The sequence below is a fragment of the Alcaligenes sp. LTN-3 genome (genome assembly GCF_059735605.1).
Map to the genome: position 1 here is coordinate 879,335 of NZ_JCAPDN010000002.1, position 16,886 is coordinate 896,220.

Sequence of the window (16,886 nt, forward strand, 5' to 3'; positions counted from 1 at the left end):
AGCTGGCGGACTGAATACTGTGTTCGTTAAAGTTAGTGGTATCAAGTCTGCCGTTGCCCTGCCCAGAAGGCCACTCGGTGAATCTGGCAGGCAGGAAAAAGGGGCTGTAAAAACAGCCCCTTTTTTTTGCGCGTACCGCACTGGGCGGCACGACGTCTTTCTTACATCACGCGGCTGCGGTATTCGCCAGTGCGAGTATCGATTTCGATCTTGTCGCCGATGTTGCAGAACAGAGGCACGCTGATTTCGGTGCCTGTGTTGATCTTGGCGGGCTTTAGCACTTTACCGGAGGTATCGCCTTTCACAGCAGGTTCGGTGTAGGTGATTTCGCGCACGATGATGGTGGGCAGCTCAACCGAGATGGCACGGCCTTCGTAGAAAACGGCCTCAACGGACATGTTTTCTTCCAGGTAGTCCAGGGCGTCGCCCATGCTTTCGGCTTCGATTTCGTACTGGTTGTACTCTTCGTCCATGAAGACGTACATGGGGTCAGCGAAGTAGGAGTAAGTGCATTCGCGCTTTTCAAGCTGGACAACTTCAAATTTTTCGTCAGCTTTGTGCACGGCTTCGCTGTTCGAGCCGGTCAGCAGGTTCTTGAACTTCAGTTTGACAACGGCGGAGTTGCGACCGGATTTGTTGTATTCCGTTTTCTGAACGACCAGAGGGTCGCCATTGACCATCGCGACGTTACCAACGCGCAGTTCTTGTGCGGTTTTCATTAAAAAAACTCCGAATGGGACAGGCTCCGCCAAACGCAGTGTCAGGGAGCTTTTAAGAAGTAATCTGTTATTTTAGCGTTTTCGGGCGACTTGGGTGTAAAAACTCAGCAAACTGCTGGCCAAATCGGCTTGTTCAGCCAGTTTTGTACTATATGCACGGGCTTCTTGTTGCCATAGACGCAACACCTGCGGTTCCAGACTGCGGCGCAAGGCGGCGGCAGCGCCGGCCTGATCCGCACTGCTCCAGGCCAGATGCAGGGCTTGAACCGGCTCGGGTAGATTGCCGGTATCCAGCCAGGCTTGCAGCTTGTCCAGATGGGCCTGTTCTTCCTGTACGTAGGGCTGCCACAGCATGGGTTGCCCGGCCCAGATGGCACGCACCAGAGAGTCCTCGCCGCGCACGATATTGAGCGCACTGCGCCAGAGCAAGGCATCAAAGTCGGCCTGATTCACAGCGGGGATGCGTTGGATCAGCAGGTGGCCTTTGGCTAATTCCGGGAGGTGCTGGGCAACGGACTCGGGCACCAGCAGCAGGGTTTTCTGCTGTAGCGAGGACAGCACTTCGGGCAGAGCCAGCACGGGTGCATCGGGATAGCAGAACAGGAACATTTGCTGCATCTCGCCCTGGAGCAGGGCTTGGACGTGTTTCTGCGATACGCCCAGACGGTTCAGCATGGCCTGATAGGCCGTATCGTCCTTCAAGAAGGTGTCGCGGCGGGCCAGCAGATCGCTTTCACGCAGCAGGCCCCCTGTTTGCGGGACAAAGCCGGGAAAGAAGAAATATTTGTTCGCCCCACCTGCTTGCGGGGAGGGCAGGCCGTGGCAGCCCTGTACCCAGGGCTCGGCGCTTAGGTAATCCAGATTGATCCACACATGGCTGTCGGCCTTCAGTTGCCGAGTCATGGTCTCGGGCGGCTCGCAGGCAAAGGCCTCGATGACGAAGGGGTGTGGCGCGGGGTAGTCTTGGCGCGCGTTGTGCCAATGTTCGATATCTACACCTTGTAGACGCTGGCTTTGCAGGCTGCTTTGGATTTCGGACTGGATGCGGCTAAAGCTGTGCAGATCATCCACCCACAGGCGTAGCTGGGCGACCTCGGGTCTGGCAGCCAACTGACGGGCCAGCCGCCAGCACACGCCTATATCCCCCAGATTGTCGATAACACGGCAAAACAGGTCTATGGATACAGGCTGGGAAACAGTAGCGGTGTTCAATTTAGTGCAGTTGTACGGGGTCCAGATCGATTTCGTCCGGCAGTTCCGGGTGCTGCATCTCGCCGTTAATGTCCGGAAAGAAAGGCGCGTTGCAATCGTCGCAGGTCTCGGTGGAGTGTAGGCCCGGCAGGCGCTGAATCTGGACCAGGCCCAGGGTACTGAGCAGGGCAGCAATGACGTCCGGGATGTCGACATGGTCATCGCTGTGGAAAGAGGACTCGGCCTCTTCCTGACTTAATACAGGCCAGATACAACCATAAATGACGGTAGGCGAGGAAATGGTGCTAAAGCCCACGCGGTACTCTTCAATCTGCTCTTCACCGCAGGCGACGATGACGGCACGCAGTTGGTCGGGCGAGAGCTTGACCGCCGTTTGCAGCCAGGTGATGCCAGCCTTCAGAGCCAGTGGGCGAATCTCACGGTCCGACTCGCGGTTGTTCATGTAATACGCGTTAGGAGCCAGAAACTGCAGTTGGCAGCCGGTAAACAAAGGCGTGACGATGGCGGAATAACGCGCTACCCATTGTTCGACGCAACGCAGGTGCTCAGCTTGCAGATTGTCGCTGGATTGCTGCCAGCGAAACAGGGCTTGGCCTACCGGAGCCATGACTACGCCAATCAGAAAGCGGGCGTCGGCCAGCAGGCTGCTGGCTTCTTCTGGCTTGTTTACAGGGGCAGGGTCTTGGCTGCGGCCCAAGGCTTGCGCGGTCAGGCTGCGCGTCCAGGCGTAGGCTTGCTGATAGGTTTGCGGCATCTCGTCGTAATTGACCAGATTGGGCAGCAGGGCGCACATCGTGCCTTCGGCCAGAACGGTGGCGCGTAAGGACTCTTCCAGTTCCTTGTGCTGTTGGGGCTTGAGTTCGCCTTGGGGTAATTGATAGCGTGTCCAGGCGGTCAGCGGAGCTGAAAACAGCAAGGCGTCGTACAACACGCCTTCATGCTCGATTTGCTGACATTCGGCGTGGGACTCGGCCAGTTCCATTAAAATTTCGTAATGCTGACTTTGCTGTTGGCTGCCCAGCAGTTCCAGCGTCTGTTCAACAGCCGTATTACGTCGTCCGCTATAGAGCTTGTCCAGCAATTTGGCGGTCAGCCCTTGCCAGTAGCGGTCTTCGATCTGCGAGCCAGAACGAACCAGCGCGTCCGTGTAATTGAGCAGCCGCTGGATTTCTTTGGGTTGTTGGGCGAGCAGTTTGGAGTTGAGTTGCGACATGGACATACAAAACCGGTAGAGGGACAGCTTAGTTTACCCTTTGCTACGACCGGGGTGTGTGAATGAGGGAAGCTCCCTAGAAAGGAGCGTGAGGCAAAAAACCGCCGCATCCGGAAATGCGGCGGCTTCTGTTGTGATGCGACTTGGCTGAGATCAGTACAGTACCCTGGGCAGCCAGAGGCCGATGTCAGGGAACAGGTACAGGACGATAATTGCCAGGATCTGGATCCCCATGAAGGGCAGCATGCCCAGGAAAATCTGGTTCAGGGTGACATGGGGTGGCGAGACGCCTTTCAGGTAGAAGGCCGACATGGCAACCGGCGGCGACAGGAATGCCGTCTGCAGGTTCAGTGCGACCAGCAGACCGAAGAACAGCGGATCGATCTGGTAGTGCGCCAGCAGCGGCAGGAAAATGGGCATGAAGATAATGATGATCTCCGTCCATTCCAGTGGCCAGCCCAGCAGGAAAATAACAACTTGAGCCAGGATCATGAACTGGATGGGCGTCAGATCCATCGACAGCACCCAGTTATTGATCAGTTCTTGGCCGCCCAGCAAGGCGAAGGCGGCCGAGAAGATACTGGAGCCGACGAACAGCCAGCAGACCATGGCACTGGTCTTGGCGCTGAGGTACACCGATTCGCGCACCATGGAAAAGTTCAAGCGGCGATAGGCGAAGGCCAGCAGGATGCCGCCCAAGGCACCCAAGGCCGCCGCCTCGGTGGGGGTACAAAGGCCGACGATGATACTGCCCAGCACGGCAAGAATCAGCATGGTCAGCGGAAAGAAGGAGCTGAGCAGCATCTTGAAGATTTCCAGCCGAGCGAAATTCAGCATGGCGTAGTAGAACAGCAAGGCCAGACTGCCCACGATCAGAAAGATCCAGAAGGTCATCGGCGCAGCCTGGCGCTCTGCTGTCCTGGCTTCTTCGGTGGCTGCTGCCTGCGGGGCGGGAGCCTCTGTACCCAGCTCGTTTGTACCCAGCGAAACGAGTGGCTCACTACCTTCGGGTTCGGACAGACCGCCAGCCCCCGGAGGTTCTGCCAGCCCGCCGCCACTGTAGTCATTGTCGAAACTACTGAAACCGCCGCCCATTTCCTGCAGTTCGTAGTGCTCGGCGGTCTTGGGCGCGGTGACCGATTGATAGCTAAAGCCCATGACAGCGAGGAAGATTGCAGCGGGCAGCAGGGCGACTGCCAGATTTTTTAACAGCAGCTTCATGGGTACATCGACATTGCGAGGCCCCTTCATGGCGCTGATCAGGCCGGGCACAGCACGGTCCGTGATGGTTTCCTTGATGGTTTGCGCGAAGGCGGGCAGTGGCACAATGCGGTCTTCCGCCGAAAGAGGGGGCGCGACGTTGGGCTTGAGCTTGGCCAGGATGATCACGTACAGCACGTACATTACGGCCAGCAAGAGGCCTGGGAAGAAGGCTCCAGCATACAGTTTCACGACCGAGACACCGGCGACAGCGCCATACAGGATTAGCAGCACGGAGGGGGGCAGCAAAATACCCAGGCAGCCTCCCGCAGTAATGGAGCCGGCTGTCAGTTGTACGCTGTAGCCCGCCCGCAGCATCGCGGGCATGGCCAGCAACCCCATCAGAGTCACCACCGCACCTACAATGCCAGTGGCTGTGGCAAAGATGGCGCAGGTGGCAATAGTGGCCACCGCCAGCGAACCAGGGATTCGTGCCATGGCCAGGTGCATGCCCTGGAACAGGCTCTGGATCAGATTTGCGCGTTCAACCAGATAGCCCATGAAGATGAACAGGGGCACCGCAATCAGGACATCGTTGGTCATGACGGCGTAGGTGCGCAGAACCATTAGGTCCAGGGTCTGCTGGATAGCTTGCTGTGTGCCCATGTTGCGGTACGCAAGCCAGGTAAAGATCACTCCCATCCCCATCAGCGTAAAGGCTGTGGGAAAGCCCAGCATGATGGTGACGACAATCAGGGCCAGCATGAGCAGGCCCAAATGACCATTGGTCATGTCCGCAGGTGCCGGCATGAACACGGCAATGCTCAGAACAATGCCGATCAGGATGGTAAGCCCGAACCAGATTTCTTTTCTCATGTCGGACTCCCTTTTTTGCCGCCGACTTTGACAAAGGCATCCAGTTTTTTAATATCGTCGCTGTTGACGTCCACCATGTCCATGAGCTTGTCCACATCGACTTCTTCAACGTCCTTGTCGCGCGAAGGCCATTTCCCGTCCCGCAGACAGCGTACGCAGTACACCATTTCCACAAAGCTTTGCAGTAGAAGGCACAAGCCTGCCAGCGGGATGATGGCTTTGAACGGGTAGATGGGCGGTCCGTTGGCCGTAATGTTCGAGTGCTCCATGATGGCCCACGACTCGGCAGCGAAGTAGTAGCCGGCCCAGAACATGGCGACCACACCGGGAATAAAAAACAGGATGTACAGGACCAAGTCCAGGCCCGCCTGCAGGCGGGGCGGGAAAAAACCGTACAGCACATCCCCACGGACATGGCCGTTCTTGGAGAGCGTATAGGCACCGGCCATCATGAACAGGCTGCCATACAGCATGTTCATCATGTCAAAGGCCCAGGCGTGCGGGTTGGATAAAACGTATCGAGAGAAAACCTCGAAGGAAACGAACAGGGTCAATGCCAGGATTAGCCAGCCGAACAACTGGCCTATCCACGTATTGAACCGGTCGATGAAGGCCAGGATTTTCTGCATGGTCGGGTCACCTTGCTGGCGCGGAAAGGGTCTGATGTGTGTCGACTGCGGCTTTGGGCGCGGCCGGCCTGGAGTCAGGGAGGAGACGTCATCCACATCCGAGTAGACGGGATGACGCGGTACGATTGCCGATAGGAGCTAGCTTTAGGCTTGGGGGGCCTTGCGGCCGAAGTAGTGGTTGTAGGCCATACGACGGTTATTGTTGGTGTCCATGTCCCACGCCATGGCACGTGCCGCGAATGCGCGTTGCGACGCGTCGATTTCCTTGAAGAGGGGGTTGGTCTCCGCCTTTTTGGCGATGATCTGGTCCCAAACAACCAGTTGTTGCTGCAAGATGGCGTCGGGCGTTTTGTAGAATTTGACGCCGTCTTCCTTTTGCAGGCGCTGGTAGTCTTGCGAGTAACGGTCAACCGCCTTCCAGGACATGTCGGCCGATGAGGCCTCGACCGCGTTGTCGACAATGGCTTTCAGTTGTGTCGGCAAGGCGTTGTATTTGTCCTTGTTGAACATGATCTCGAAGGTTTCGGAGGCCTGGTGAAAGCTTTGCAGCATGCAGACCTTGGACACGTCCGGAAAACCCAGGGCGCGGTCTGATGTGGCGTTGTTGAACTCGGCACCATCGAGCAGGCCGCGGTCCAGGGCGGGGACAATTTCACCGCCTGGCAGCGCGTTGACGGCAGCCCCCATTTCGGTGAACAGGTCGATAGCCAGGCCATTGGTACGGAATTTCAGGCCCTTGAGGTCTTCGGTCTTGGCGATGGGTTTTTTGAACCAGCCGAACGGTTGTGTGGGCATCGGGCCGGTCAGGAACGAGACGACATTGCCACCGATGGCGTCGTACAGCTTGGCCAGCAACTCCTTGCCGCCACCGTATTTGTGCCATGCCAGCACCATATTGGCGTCCATGCCGAAGGCCGGACCAGACGAAAATAAAGCCAGGGCATTTTGCTTGCCGTAGTTGTAACCCAGTACGCCGTGGCCGCCGTCCAGCGTTCCCTTGGAGACGGCATCCAGCAGGCCAAAGGCCGGTACCACTGCCCCGGCGGGCAAGACTTCGATTTTCAGGTCTCCACCGGTCATATCATTGATTTTCTTGGCAAAATCGAGGGCGAATTCGTGGAAGATGTCGACGGTGGGCCAAGTGCTTTGAAAGCGGAAGTTGATGGGACCCTGCGCGCGAGCGATGGCAGGAAAGCCCATCGTTGCTGCAGCCGCGGTGCCGACTGCCGCACCGCCCAGGAACTTGCGCCGAGATGCGCCAGTGTGTTCGTGTGGCGCGGTGCTTTTTTTGATCCTGTTTCTCATGAGGTGTGTCTCCGAAGTGGCTGTAAGCGTTCGAGAGCAAACTGCAGCAATCCGATACTGTTTTTCAGCTTTTCTTCAGTTTGCTTTCAGCTTTATAGGCGATTCAAACGCCAGACGTACATAAGGAGTAACCACAATGATAGTAGGGGTATACCCGTGGGCAGCCAATCGTGCATATGTGCACGGCCAACGTCGGCTGACGCTTGATACCCAGGCTTTTTTGTCTGTGTCTTGACAGGTGGATCATTTCAAAGGGGCAAAGAAAAACGCCTTCGCCGCATGAAGCGGCGAAGGCGTTTTTTGCAAGCGCTAGGGCTTACAGACCTACGGAGTCAGCAATTTCCTTGAACTCTTCGATCTGGTCGAAGTTCATGTAGCGATAGATGTCTTCGCTATTGGCTTGCAGGACACCCATGTCGGCCAGGTACTCTTCGCGGGTCGGGATGCGACCCAGACGCGAGCAGATGGCGGCCAGTTCAGCCGAACCCAGGAACACATTGGTGTTCTTGCCCAGACGGTTGGGGAAGTTACGGGTACTGGTGGACATGACGGTGGCGCCTTCGCGAACCTGTGCCTGGTTACCCATGCACAGCGAGCAACCGGGCATTTCCATACGAGCACCAGCCACGCCCAGAACGCCGTAGTGGCCTTCTTCGCTCAACTGTTGCTGGTCCATCTTGGTCGGAGGAGCGACCCACAGACGGGTTGGAATGTCGCGCTTGCCTTCCAGCAGCTTGGAGGCAGCACGGAAGTGACCGATGTTGGTCATGCAGCTACCGATAAACACTTCGTCGATCACGGTGCCGGACACGTCGGACATGGTTTTCACGTCATCAGGGTCGTTGGGGCAAGCGACGATAGGTTCGTGGATTTCAGCCAGATCGATGTCGATAACAGCCGCGTACTCAGCGTCTGCATCGGGTTCCAGCAGCTCAGGGTTGGCCAGCCAGGCTTCCATGTTCTTGATACGACGCGAGATAGTGCGCTCGTCCTCGTAGCCATTGGCAATCATCCACTTGAGCAGCGTGATGTTGCTGTTCAGGTATTCGATGATGGGCTCTTTGTTCAGACGAACGGTACATGCAGCGGCGGAACGCTCAGCCGACGCGTCGGACAGCTCGAAAGCCTGTTCGATCTTCAGGTTAGGCAGACCTTCGATTTCCAGGATGCGACCGGAGAAGATGTTCTTCTTGCCGGCTTTTTCCACGGTCAGCAAGCCTTGCTTGATGGCGTACAGAGGAATGGCGTTAACCAGGTCACGCAGCGTGACGCCGGGCTGCATTTCGCCCTTGAAGCGCACCAGTACGGATTCTGGCATGTCCAGAGGCATCACACCGGTAGCCGCAGCAAAGGCCACCAGACCGGAACCGGCGGGGAAGCTGATGCCGATAGGGAAACGGGTGTGCGAGTCGCCACCGGTACCCACGGTATCGGGCAACAACATGCGGTTCAGCCAGGAGTGGATGATACCGTCGCCTGGACGCAGGGAAACACCACCGCGTGTGCTGATGAAAGCAGGCAGTTCGTGGTGAGTTTTAACGTCCACAGGTTTGGGGTAAGCGGCGGTGTGGCAGAAGGACTGCATCACCAGATCGGACGAGAAGCCCAGGCAAGCCAGGTCTTTCAGTTCGTCGCGAGTCATTGGGCCTGTGGTGTCCTGGCTGCCAACGGTGGTCATGCGTGGTTCGCAGTAAGTACCGGGGCGCACGCCTTGACCTTCAGGCAGGCCGCAAGCACGGCCAACCATCTTCTGGGCCAGGGAGAAGCCTTTACCGGAGTCGGCAGGGCTTTGTGGCAGGCGGAACAGGGTGGTTGGGGGCAGACCCAGTGCTTCACGAGCACGGGTGGTCAGGCCACGGCCAATAATCAGGGGAATACGGCCACCAGCACGCACTTCGTCGAACAGCACGTCGGACTTGACCTGGAATTCGGAGATCAGTTCGCCATTTTTGAAGGCTTTGCCTTCGTAGGGACGCAGCTCAACCACGTCGCCCATTTCCATGTTGGAAACGTCCAGCTCGATAGGCAAGGCACCGGCATCTTCCATGGTGTTGTAGAAGATAGGAGCAATCTTGCTGCCCAGACACACGCCACCAAAGCGCTTGTTGGGAACGAAAGGAATGTCTTGGCCGGTGAACCACAACACGGAGTTGGTAGCCGATTTACGCGAAGAGCCGGTACCGACCACGTCGCCTACGTAGGCAACCAGGTGGCCCTTTTCTTTCAGGGATTCGATAAAGCTGACAGGGCCTTTCTTGCCGGGCTCTTCAGGTTCGATACCTGGGCGTGGGTTCTTCAGCATGGCCAGCGCGTGCAGCGGAATGTCCGGGCGGCTCCAGGCGTCAGGAGCGGGGGACAGATCGTCCGTGTTGGTCTCGCCGGTGACTTTGAAAACAGTGACGGTCAGGCTTTCGGGGACTTCAGGACGGCTGGTGAACCACTCGCCGTCGGCCCAGCTTTGCAGCACTTCTTTTGCAAAGGCATTGCCCTTTTCGGCTTTTTCCTGAACGTCGTGGAACGAGTCAAACATCAACAGGGTGTTTTTCAGACCGTTGGCAGCGATCTGGCCCAGTTCGGGCGAATCCAGCAGATCGATCAGAGGGCTGATGTTGTAGCCACCCAGCATGGTTCCCAGCAGCTCAGTGGCACGCTCGCGGCTGATCAAGGCACAGGTTTCTGTGCCCAGCGCGATAGCGGCCAGGTAAGAGGCTTTGACTTTGGCAGCATCGTCTACACCGGCGGGGACGCGGTGCGTCAGCAGGTCGACCAGAAATGCTTCCTCACCGGCAGGTGGGTTCTTGATGAGCTCGATCAGCTCGGCGGTCTGCTGAGCTGACAAAGGCAGCGGGGGAATGCCCAGAGCAGCGCGCTCGGCAACATGTTCGCGGTAAGAGTCCAGCATAGTGCGGGTGCCTATCGGTAAATGGTTGATATGAAAATGCAATAAATCGCGTGTTGCCCCAATTGTAATTTGAAGCGCACAGCGAAGCAATGGTCTTATATCTTATATAAGACTTGCGAAAGGCTGAATATTGCTGGGTTCAGGCCTGCAAGTCGGCGTATTCAGGGTGGCGGCGTAGATAGACCACGGCATAGCTGCAAATCGGGCGTACTTTCCACTGTTGGTTTTTCGCCGTCTCCAGTGCAAAGCGGGTCAGTTGCCCTGCAATGCCGCGGCCTTCCAGTTCGGGCGGCACGCGCGTATGGGTGATGCTCATGATGGCATCATCCAGTTCGTATTCGATCACGCTGCGCAGGTTTTCAACATCGCAGTAAAACAGATGTGCTTGCGGGTCGTGGTGGATCTCGGTGGTCAAGGCGGGCTCCTTCAAGTGGGGTTGGAGTGCAGGGCGATTAGAATCCAAACGGCCAGCATGCTGATCATGCCCAGAAAGCAGCCGCCCCACAGTCCCATCAGGGGCCATTTGACGCCCATGGGAACCTCGTCGGGCTGGACGTGCCTGAGCAAACGGTTGGCATTGCCAAACAGCGAGCTTTGGCGTTTGGGAAAATTCAGCCGTAAAAAATAATCCAGCAGTATGCCGGCCTTCAGGGGGAAACTGAGTTTTTCCCAGGGGTACTGGTCCAGATAAGGGTGGCGTAGCACCTGGTTGCTGCGGCGCAGATTGAACAGCAATAAATAAGCACCGGACACTAGTGTGGTCAGGGCACAGGCAATCATCAGAGTGCCGGCTAGCGGCAGGGCGTAGCGTACAAATTCAGAGAGCATGGAAGTCACCAGCAAGACGGCCCCGCGTGCGTAATGCAGCGGGGCCGTGAGTTAGATCACAGGCGAATAATAGCCCAGGATCTGTGACTTATGGGCGCTGGTCCAGAGGCACAAAGCTTTGGTTTTCAGGGCCAATGTAGTTGGCGGTAGGACGAATAATCTTGTTGTCCACGCGCTGCTCAATCACGTGAGCCGCCCAGCCAGCCGTACGCGCGATCACGAACAAAGGCGTGAACATGGCGGTAGGCACGCCCATGGTGTGGTAGGACACGGCCGAGAACCAGTCCAGGTTGGGGAACATTTTTTTCACTTCCCACATCACGCTTTCCAGACGTTCGGCAATGTCGTACATGCGGGTGTTGCCATCGGCCACGGCCAGCTCTTTGGCCACCGATTTGATGACTTCGTTGCGTGGGTCGGAGATGGTGTAGACGGGGTGACCGAAGCCAATAATGACTTCCTTGTTTTCCACGCGCTTGCGGATGTCTTCTTCAGCCTGGTCAGGTGTCTCGTAGCGCTTCTGGATTTCAAAAGCCACTTCGTTGGCACCGCCGTGCTTGGGACCGCGCAGAGCGCCGATCGCACCGGCAATCGCGGAGTAGAAGTCCGAACCTGTACCGGCGATCACGCGGCTGGTAAAGGTGGAGGCGTTGAACTCGTGCTCGGCGTACAGGTTCAGCGACACATGCATGGCTTTTTCCCACTCGGCCGAGGGCTTTTCGCCATGCAGCAGGTGCAGGAAGTGCGCGCCGATGCTGTCATCGTCGGTTTGCACATCAATCATTTCGCCGTTGTGGCTGTAGTGGTACCAGTACAGCAGGGCTGAACCCAGGCAAGCCATCAGACGGTCGGCAATGTCGCGCGCGTCGGGCAGGTTGTGGTCGTCTTTTTCAGGCAGTACGCAGCCCAGAACCGATACGGCGGTGCGCATCACGTCCATGGGGTGGCTGTGGGCAGGCAGGGTTTCCAGAGCGGTTTGCAGGGCCAGGGGCAGGCCGCGCAGGCGCTTGAGCTTTTGCTTGTACGCGCGCAGTTCGTCGCGGTTGGGCAATTTGCCGTGAATCAGCAAATGCGCCACTTCCTCAAATTCGCAAGCCTGGGCCAGATCCAAGATATCGTAGCCGCGGTAGTGCAGATCATTGCCACTGCGACCGACCGTGCACAAGGCGGTATTGCCTGCCACAACGCCAGACAGGGCAACAGATTTCTTGGGCTTGAAGCCAGTGCTAGGGGTGTTCTCAGTACTGCTCATAAAGGTCTCCTGGTTGCTGGGCAGCCAGCACGAGGCTGGCTGCTAAATGGGGTTTTACCCGCGCAAAGGCCCTGTCAAAGGGCCGGGCGGGAGCCTGTGGGGGCTCAGGACTTCTTGTTTTTCTGGAACAGCTTGTCGAGGCTTTGCTCGTAAGCATGGTAGCCGATACGATCGTACAGTTCTTCACGAGTCTGCATCAAATCGATGACATTTTTTTGATGTCCGTCACGACGGATCGCCTGGTAGACAGTTTCGGCGGCCTTGTTCATGGCGCGGAAGGCGGACAGGGGGTAGAGCACCATGGCGACATTGGCCGACGCCAGTTCTTCCACGGTGAACAAGGGGGTCTGACCGAACTCGGTAATGTTGGCCAGCACAGGCACATTCAGGGTTTCGGTAAAGCGACGGTAGGTGTCCAGATCGTAGCAGGCTTCAGCAAAAATGCCGTCAGCACCGGCTTCCACACAAGCCTGGGCACGTTCCAGGGCGGCGTCCACACCTTCAACCGCAATCGCGTCGGTACGAGCCATGATGAAAAATTCTGGGTCGGTACGGGCGTCAACAGCGGCCTTTACACGGTCTGCCATTTCGCCGGTGCTGACGATTTCTTTGCCGGGGCGGTGACCGCAACGCTTGGCACCCACCTGGTCCTCGATGTGGCAAGCGGCGGCGCCGAACTTGATCAGGCTTTTGATCGTGCGGGCGATGTTAAAGGCCGAAGCACCAAAGCCGGTATCAATGTCCACCATCAATGGCAGATCGCATACATCGGTGATGCGGCGAATGTCAGTCAGCACGTCATCCAGGGTGTTGATGCCCAGATCAGGCAAGCCCAAAGAGCCAGCCGCTACACCGCCACCCGACAAGTAGATGGCGCGGTAGCCGGCGCGTTGGGCCAACAAAGCGTGGTTGGCGTTGATGGCGCCGATGATTTGCAAAGGCTGTTCTTCACGCAGGGCCTGGCGAAAACGGGCGCCTGCCGATGTCAGTTGGTTTTGGCTCATTTGGGGCTCCAGATCACAAGATAAGAAAATGTCGTCAGCGTGATGCTGCGATGGGTTGTTGCTACTAAAGCAAATGCTGTGCCAAGTTCAGCCGGTGAAGATGATGAAAGCTCTGAAGCCAGACGAGGCGGGAATGTCTTGATCGCTCGCAGGTGTCCCTCTTTTTTGCAAATACGGTATTTCATTGTTTTGTGTTTCAATACTGAAACGTAATTTGAAACAATGTCGCATTGTTGATGCCTGGGTGAAATCACATGCCTTATCCTTCCCCCCTTCCTGCTCGGCTGCGTCTGGTGGCTTTTGGCCTGCATGGACTGCGTTCTCTCTTGGAAGAGTTGGTGCCGCAGTTCCGCGCCCAGGCCGAAATCCTGATCGTGGACAAAGCCTATGGCGAGGCTGTGCAAGCCGTGCAGGTTTTGCGACAAACCGGTGCAATCGACGTTCTGGTGTCCGCTGGTTCCAACGGCAGTTATTTGCGTGAGCATCTGGACTTGCCGGTGGTGCTGGTGCATCCGGGTGGCTTTGACATTATGGGCAGTCTGGCCTCGGCACAGGCCGAGCGTAAAGCCGTGGTGACCTATGGCGAAATGCCGCTGGAACTAATGGAGTTCGTGCAGCGTTTTGATCTGCCCGTGGAGCTACGCAGCTATCGCAGCGAGGCTGATGCACGTAGCTGTGTTCAGGATTTGAAAGAGCTGGGCGTGGAGTGGGTGCTGGCACCCGGTCTGGTGGTGGATCTGGCGCGTGAGAATCAAATGGAGGGCGTGCTGCTGTATTCACAAGGAGCCGTTCGCCAGGCGCTGGAATCCGCTATCGAACTGGCCCGTGTTGCGCGCGCTGAAGCGGCCCGTCGGGATCGCTTGAATACGATTCTGGCGCAGTTGCGTGACGGTGTGGTGTCAGTGGACAGGGACGAGCGGATTGAAACCGTTAACCCGGCCATGGAGGCCTGGTTGGGCCAACCCGCCCAAGCTGTGATTGGCCGCCGCTTGGGTTCCTTGTACCCCGAACTGGATCTGGCCGGTACGCTGCGCAGCCTGGAAGTGCAACTGGATACGGTGCAGCAAGTGGCTGGTCGCACCGCGATTGTGACCCGTATGCCGATTTTGGAGCAGGGGCGGTTGAGCGGGGCCGTGCTGCTATGCCAGGACCCGGCTGCGATTCAGCGATTGGACCGCAGTTTGCGTTCACGCAGTCAGCAAGTGGCATCGCGTCATGCCCGGTACGAGTTATCCGATCTGGTGGGGCAAAGTTCGCCCATGTACAAGCTGCGTGCCCAGGCTCAGGCGTGTGCACAAAGCACGGCGACCACCCTGATTATCGGCGAGAGTGGTACAGGTAAGGAGCTGCTGGCTCAAGGGATTCATAGTGCCAGTGCCAGACGCGCACAGCCCTTTGTAGCGGTGAACTGTGCCGCTTTCCCCGACAGCCTGCTGGAAAGCGAGCTGTTCGGCTATGTGGAAGGCGCATTCACAGGCTCCAGCCGGGGCGGCAAAGTCGGGCTGGTGGAAGCGGCTCACACTGGCACCCTGTTTCTGGACGAGATCGGGGAAATGCCCTTGCCCTTGCAAACTCGTTTGCTGCGTGTGCTGCAAGAAAAAGAAGTCCTGCGTATTGGGGCGATTGAACCCACGCCGGTGGATGTACGTGTGATTGCGGCCACTCACCGGGATCTGGCCGCGCAAGTTAAAGAAGGCGTGTTCCGTCAGGACCTGTTTTATCGTTTGAATATTCTGGTGCTGCGTTTGCCGCCCTTGCGTCGGCGTACCCAGGATTTGCCGGAACTGGTGGAGCATCTCTTGGCAAAAGTGGCCCAGCGTCTGGGTGGGGCTGTAACACTGAATCCGGATTGGCTGGCTGAGTTGTTGGAGCTGGGTCGTCACTACTCCTGGCCCGGCAATATCCGCGAGCTGGAAAACCTGATCGAACGTTTGATGGTCCTGGGCACAGTGCAAGGCGATCAGGCTGTGGTGCTGGAAGATATTGCGCCGGAGTTGCGGGCGGTGGTGGCCGAGCCTGCCATGCCAGCGCTGCGCGATCAGCAAGAGCGCAGCGAACAGGAGCATCTGGCCAAGGTGCTGGAAGAGTGTGGTGGGAATCGCGCCCTGGCCGCCCAGCAACTAGGGATCAGTCGCAGCACTTTGTGGCGGAAGTTGCACAAAATGTGATGTCGGCCCCTGTGTGCCAGAGGGGGGACACAGAAGGCCGTTTTTTAGGTCTGTTGCACGTCTTGATGAGCCCTGCTTAAGGCCAGTAATAGAAAACTGATCAGTACGGAGGCCAGCAGGTTGTAGCTCAGGCCGATTACAAAGGCAGAGGCATATTGTTCCGCCTGGGATGAGGCAGCGCTGCTAGCGTTTTGTCCTGCATTAAAGAGTAGTCCAACGACGGCAACCCCAAGGGCGGCTCCCACCTGCTGGATGCTGGAAATGACGCCTGATGCCATGCCTGCCTGGGCCTCGTTTACAAAACCCAGAACCAGATTCAACAAGGGGGTCATGATCAAACCTTGGCAGGCTCCTAAAAAAATTAAGGCCGGAATCAGGTGGACAGGTTCTGTCTGTGCGCCTGCCCAGGCAACTTGGCCGATCAGCCAGGCAAACGAGACGGCGTAGCCAGCAGCGCCAAGCGTAATCACACGGGTGCCGTAGCGTGTAACAAGTCGTGGTGCACTGAGAGAGGCTGCAACAAAGCCCACGCTGGCGGGGGCGAAAATACTGCCCGCGTGGAACGGACTTAAGCCCAGCCCACTTTGCAGTAAAAGAGCAAAGCAGAGAAAGAAAGAGCTGGCGGTGGAGTACACCAACAAGACCAGTAGGGCTCCCAAGGCAAAACGGGGCTGTGCCAGAAGCTGCATATCCACCAAGGGTGGGTGTCCTGCGCATCGGCGCCTTTCTTGTTGCTTGTAAAAAATGACGAATAACAAGCCGGCTGCGGCCAGAGCGGCTAGGCTGGAGACAGGCCAGCCGTGCTCCGAACTTTGGATCAGGGGGATCAGTAGCAGGCCCAGGGCAAGGCTGATCAGGACTACGCCTGTACTATCTAGCCCTTGGCCGTGCGGGGCTCGGGTTTCAGGGATATAGCGGGCCAAGGCAATGGCCAGCAGCCCTATGGGGATATTGATCAGGAAAATGCTGCGCCAACCCAGGCCGAACAGGTCGGCATGAATTAGCCAGCCTCCCAGTATTTGCCCGGCAATGGCGGCTAGCCCCAGGGTCATGCCCAGCAAGCCAAAGGCGCGGCGGCTGTGATCTCCCTCAAAGTTGACCCGAATGGAAGCATAGACCTGGGGAAAGAGTAGGGCGGCAGCCAGGCCCTGCAATACCCTGGCGATGATCAATAAAAAAGCGGTGGGTGCCAGACCGCATAGGGCCGACGCCAGCGTAAAACTCGCCATGCCGATGATAAAGAGTCTGCGTCGGCCAAATAGATCGCCCAGCCGTCCGCCTGTAATGAGCAGCACGCCAAAAGCCAGTTCGTAGCCCGCCACGATAAAGCCGATCTGGCTAAAGCTGGCGCCCAGTTGGCTCTGAATATTGGGGATAGCGACATTGACGACGAATAGATCAAAAATGGTGACGAAGCCCGCCAGAAGTAATACCGACAGGCCCAGCCAGGCAGGAGTGTGGGAGGCGCCGGAGGGGGAGTGTGGAGAGTGAGTCTTGGAGTTCATGATGTGTGCTTCAGGTAAAAACCTGTGTATTCTTGAACTCTTTTTAAGCCATTACAATTTAACTGCTTATGCT

13 protein-coding genes are annotated in these 16,886 nt (G+C 57.4%); 1 reads left to right on the top strand and 12 read right to left on the bottom strand.

The window, feature by feature from the left end; all coding sequences use genetic code 11:
- Positions 1-161: 161 nt before the first annotated feature.
- The 11 genes from efp to prpB all read right to left on the bottom strand — a co-directional run bounded on the left by efp (position 162) and on the right by prpB (position 13,140).
- Positions 162-719 (bottom strand): elongation factor P, encoded by a 558-nt coding sequence (gene efp, locus AC6I6N_RS12345; RefSeq protein WP_003802564.1) that lies wholly within the window; start codon positions 717-719, stop codon positions 162-164.
- 72 nt (positions 720-791) lie between these two features.
- Positions 792-1,931 (bottom strand): elongation factor P maturation arginine rhamnosyltransferase EarP, encoded by a 1,140-nt coding sequence (gene earP / locus AC6I6N_RS12350; RefSeq protein WP_264672572.1) that lies wholly within the window; start codon positions 1,929-1,931, stop codon positions 792-794.
- A gap of 1 nt (position 1,932) precedes the next feature.
- Entirely contained in the window at positions 1,933-3,144 is a 1,212-nt protein-coding gene (locus AC6I6N_RS12355) for a DUF2863 family protein (RefSeq protein WP_230019144.1), read from the bottom strand.
- A 153-nt stretch (positions 3,145-3,297) separates the two neighbouring features.
- The gene (locus AC6I6N_RS12360) at positions 3,298-5,220 is read right to left on the bottom strand and encodes a TRAP transporter large permease (protein WP_346549118.1); all 1,923 of its coding nucleotides are present in this window, start codon (positions 5,218-5,220) and stop codon (positions 3,298-3,300) included.
- The gene (locus AC6I6N_RS12365; protein ID WP_094195938.1) at positions 5,217-5,849 is read right to left on the bottom strand and encodes a TRAP transporter small permease subunit; all 633 of its coding nucleotides are present in this window, start codon (positions 5,847-5,849) and stop codon (positions 5,217-5,219) included. Before AC6I6N_RS12365 ends, AC6I6N_RS12360 begins: the two co-directional genes overlap by 4 nt.
- Positions 5,850-5,993: 144 nt before the next feature.
- On the bottom strand, positions 5,994-7,154 hold the full coding sequence (locus tag AC6I6N_RS12370; RefSeq protein WP_094195939.1) for a TRAP transporter substrate-binding protein: 1,161 nt from the start codon (positions 7,152-7,154) through the stop codon (positions 5,994-5,996).
- Between the two features lie 316 nt (positions 7,155-7,470).
- Positions 7,471-10,056 carry a bifunctional aconitate hydratase 2/2-methylisocitrate dehydratase gene (gene acnB, locus AC6I6N_RS12375; RefSeq protein ID WP_094195940.1) on the bottom strand — a complete coding sequence of 862 codons (2,586 nt, stop codon included), beginning with the start codon at positions 10,054-10,056 and terminating at the stop codon, positions 7,471-7,473.
- A gap of 139 nt (positions 10,057-10,195) precedes the next feature.
- Positions 10,196-10,471: a GNAT family N-acetyltransferase gene (locus AC6I6N_RS12380; protein WP_094198281.1), complete on the bottom strand. Its 276-nt coding sequence runs from the start codon at positions 10,469-10,471 to the stop codon at positions 10,196-10,198.
- 11 nt (positions 10,472-10,482) lie between these two features.
- Positions 10,483-10,884 (bottom strand): hypothetical protein, encoded by a 402-nt coding sequence (locus tag AC6I6N_RS12385; RefSeq protein WP_094195941.1) that lies wholly within the window; start codon positions 10,882-10,884, stop codon positions 10,483-10,485.
- A gap of 88 nt (positions 10,885-10,972) precedes the next feature.
- Positions 10,973-12,136: a bifunctional 2-methylcitrate synthase/citrate synthase gene (prpC, locus tag AC6I6N_RS12390; protein ID WP_094195942.1), complete on the bottom strand. Its 1,164-nt coding sequence runs from the start codon at positions 12,134-12,136 to the stop codon at positions 10,973-10,975.
- Positions 12,137-12,240: 104 nt separating this feature from the next.
- On the bottom strand, positions 12,241-13,140 hold the full coding sequence (gene prpB / locus AC6I6N_RS12395) for a methylisocitrate lyase (protein WP_026484284.1): 900 nt from the start codon (positions 13,138-13,140) through the stop codon (positions 12,241-12,243).
- A gap of 254 nt (positions 13,141-13,394) precedes the next feature.
- Between prpB and prpR the strand changes: the two genes are divergently transcribed.
- Complete coding sequence (gene prpR, locus AC6I6N_RS12400; protein ID WP_497943545.1) at positions 13,395-15,308, top strand: propionate catabolism operon regulatory protein PrpR; 1,914 nt, start codon at positions 13,395-13,397, stop codon at positions 15,306-15,308.
- A gap of 44 nt (positions 15,309-15,352) precedes the next feature.
- Here the strand turns inward: prpR and AC6I6N_RS12405 are convergent, their stop codons facing one another.
- Positions 15,353-16,813, bottom strand: coding sequence for an MFS transporter (locus AC6I6N_RS12405; RefSeq protein ID WP_497943546.1), 1,461 nt, complete (start codon positions 16,811-16,813; stop codon positions 15,353-15,355).
- Positions 16,814-16,886: the final 73 nt, after the last annotated feature.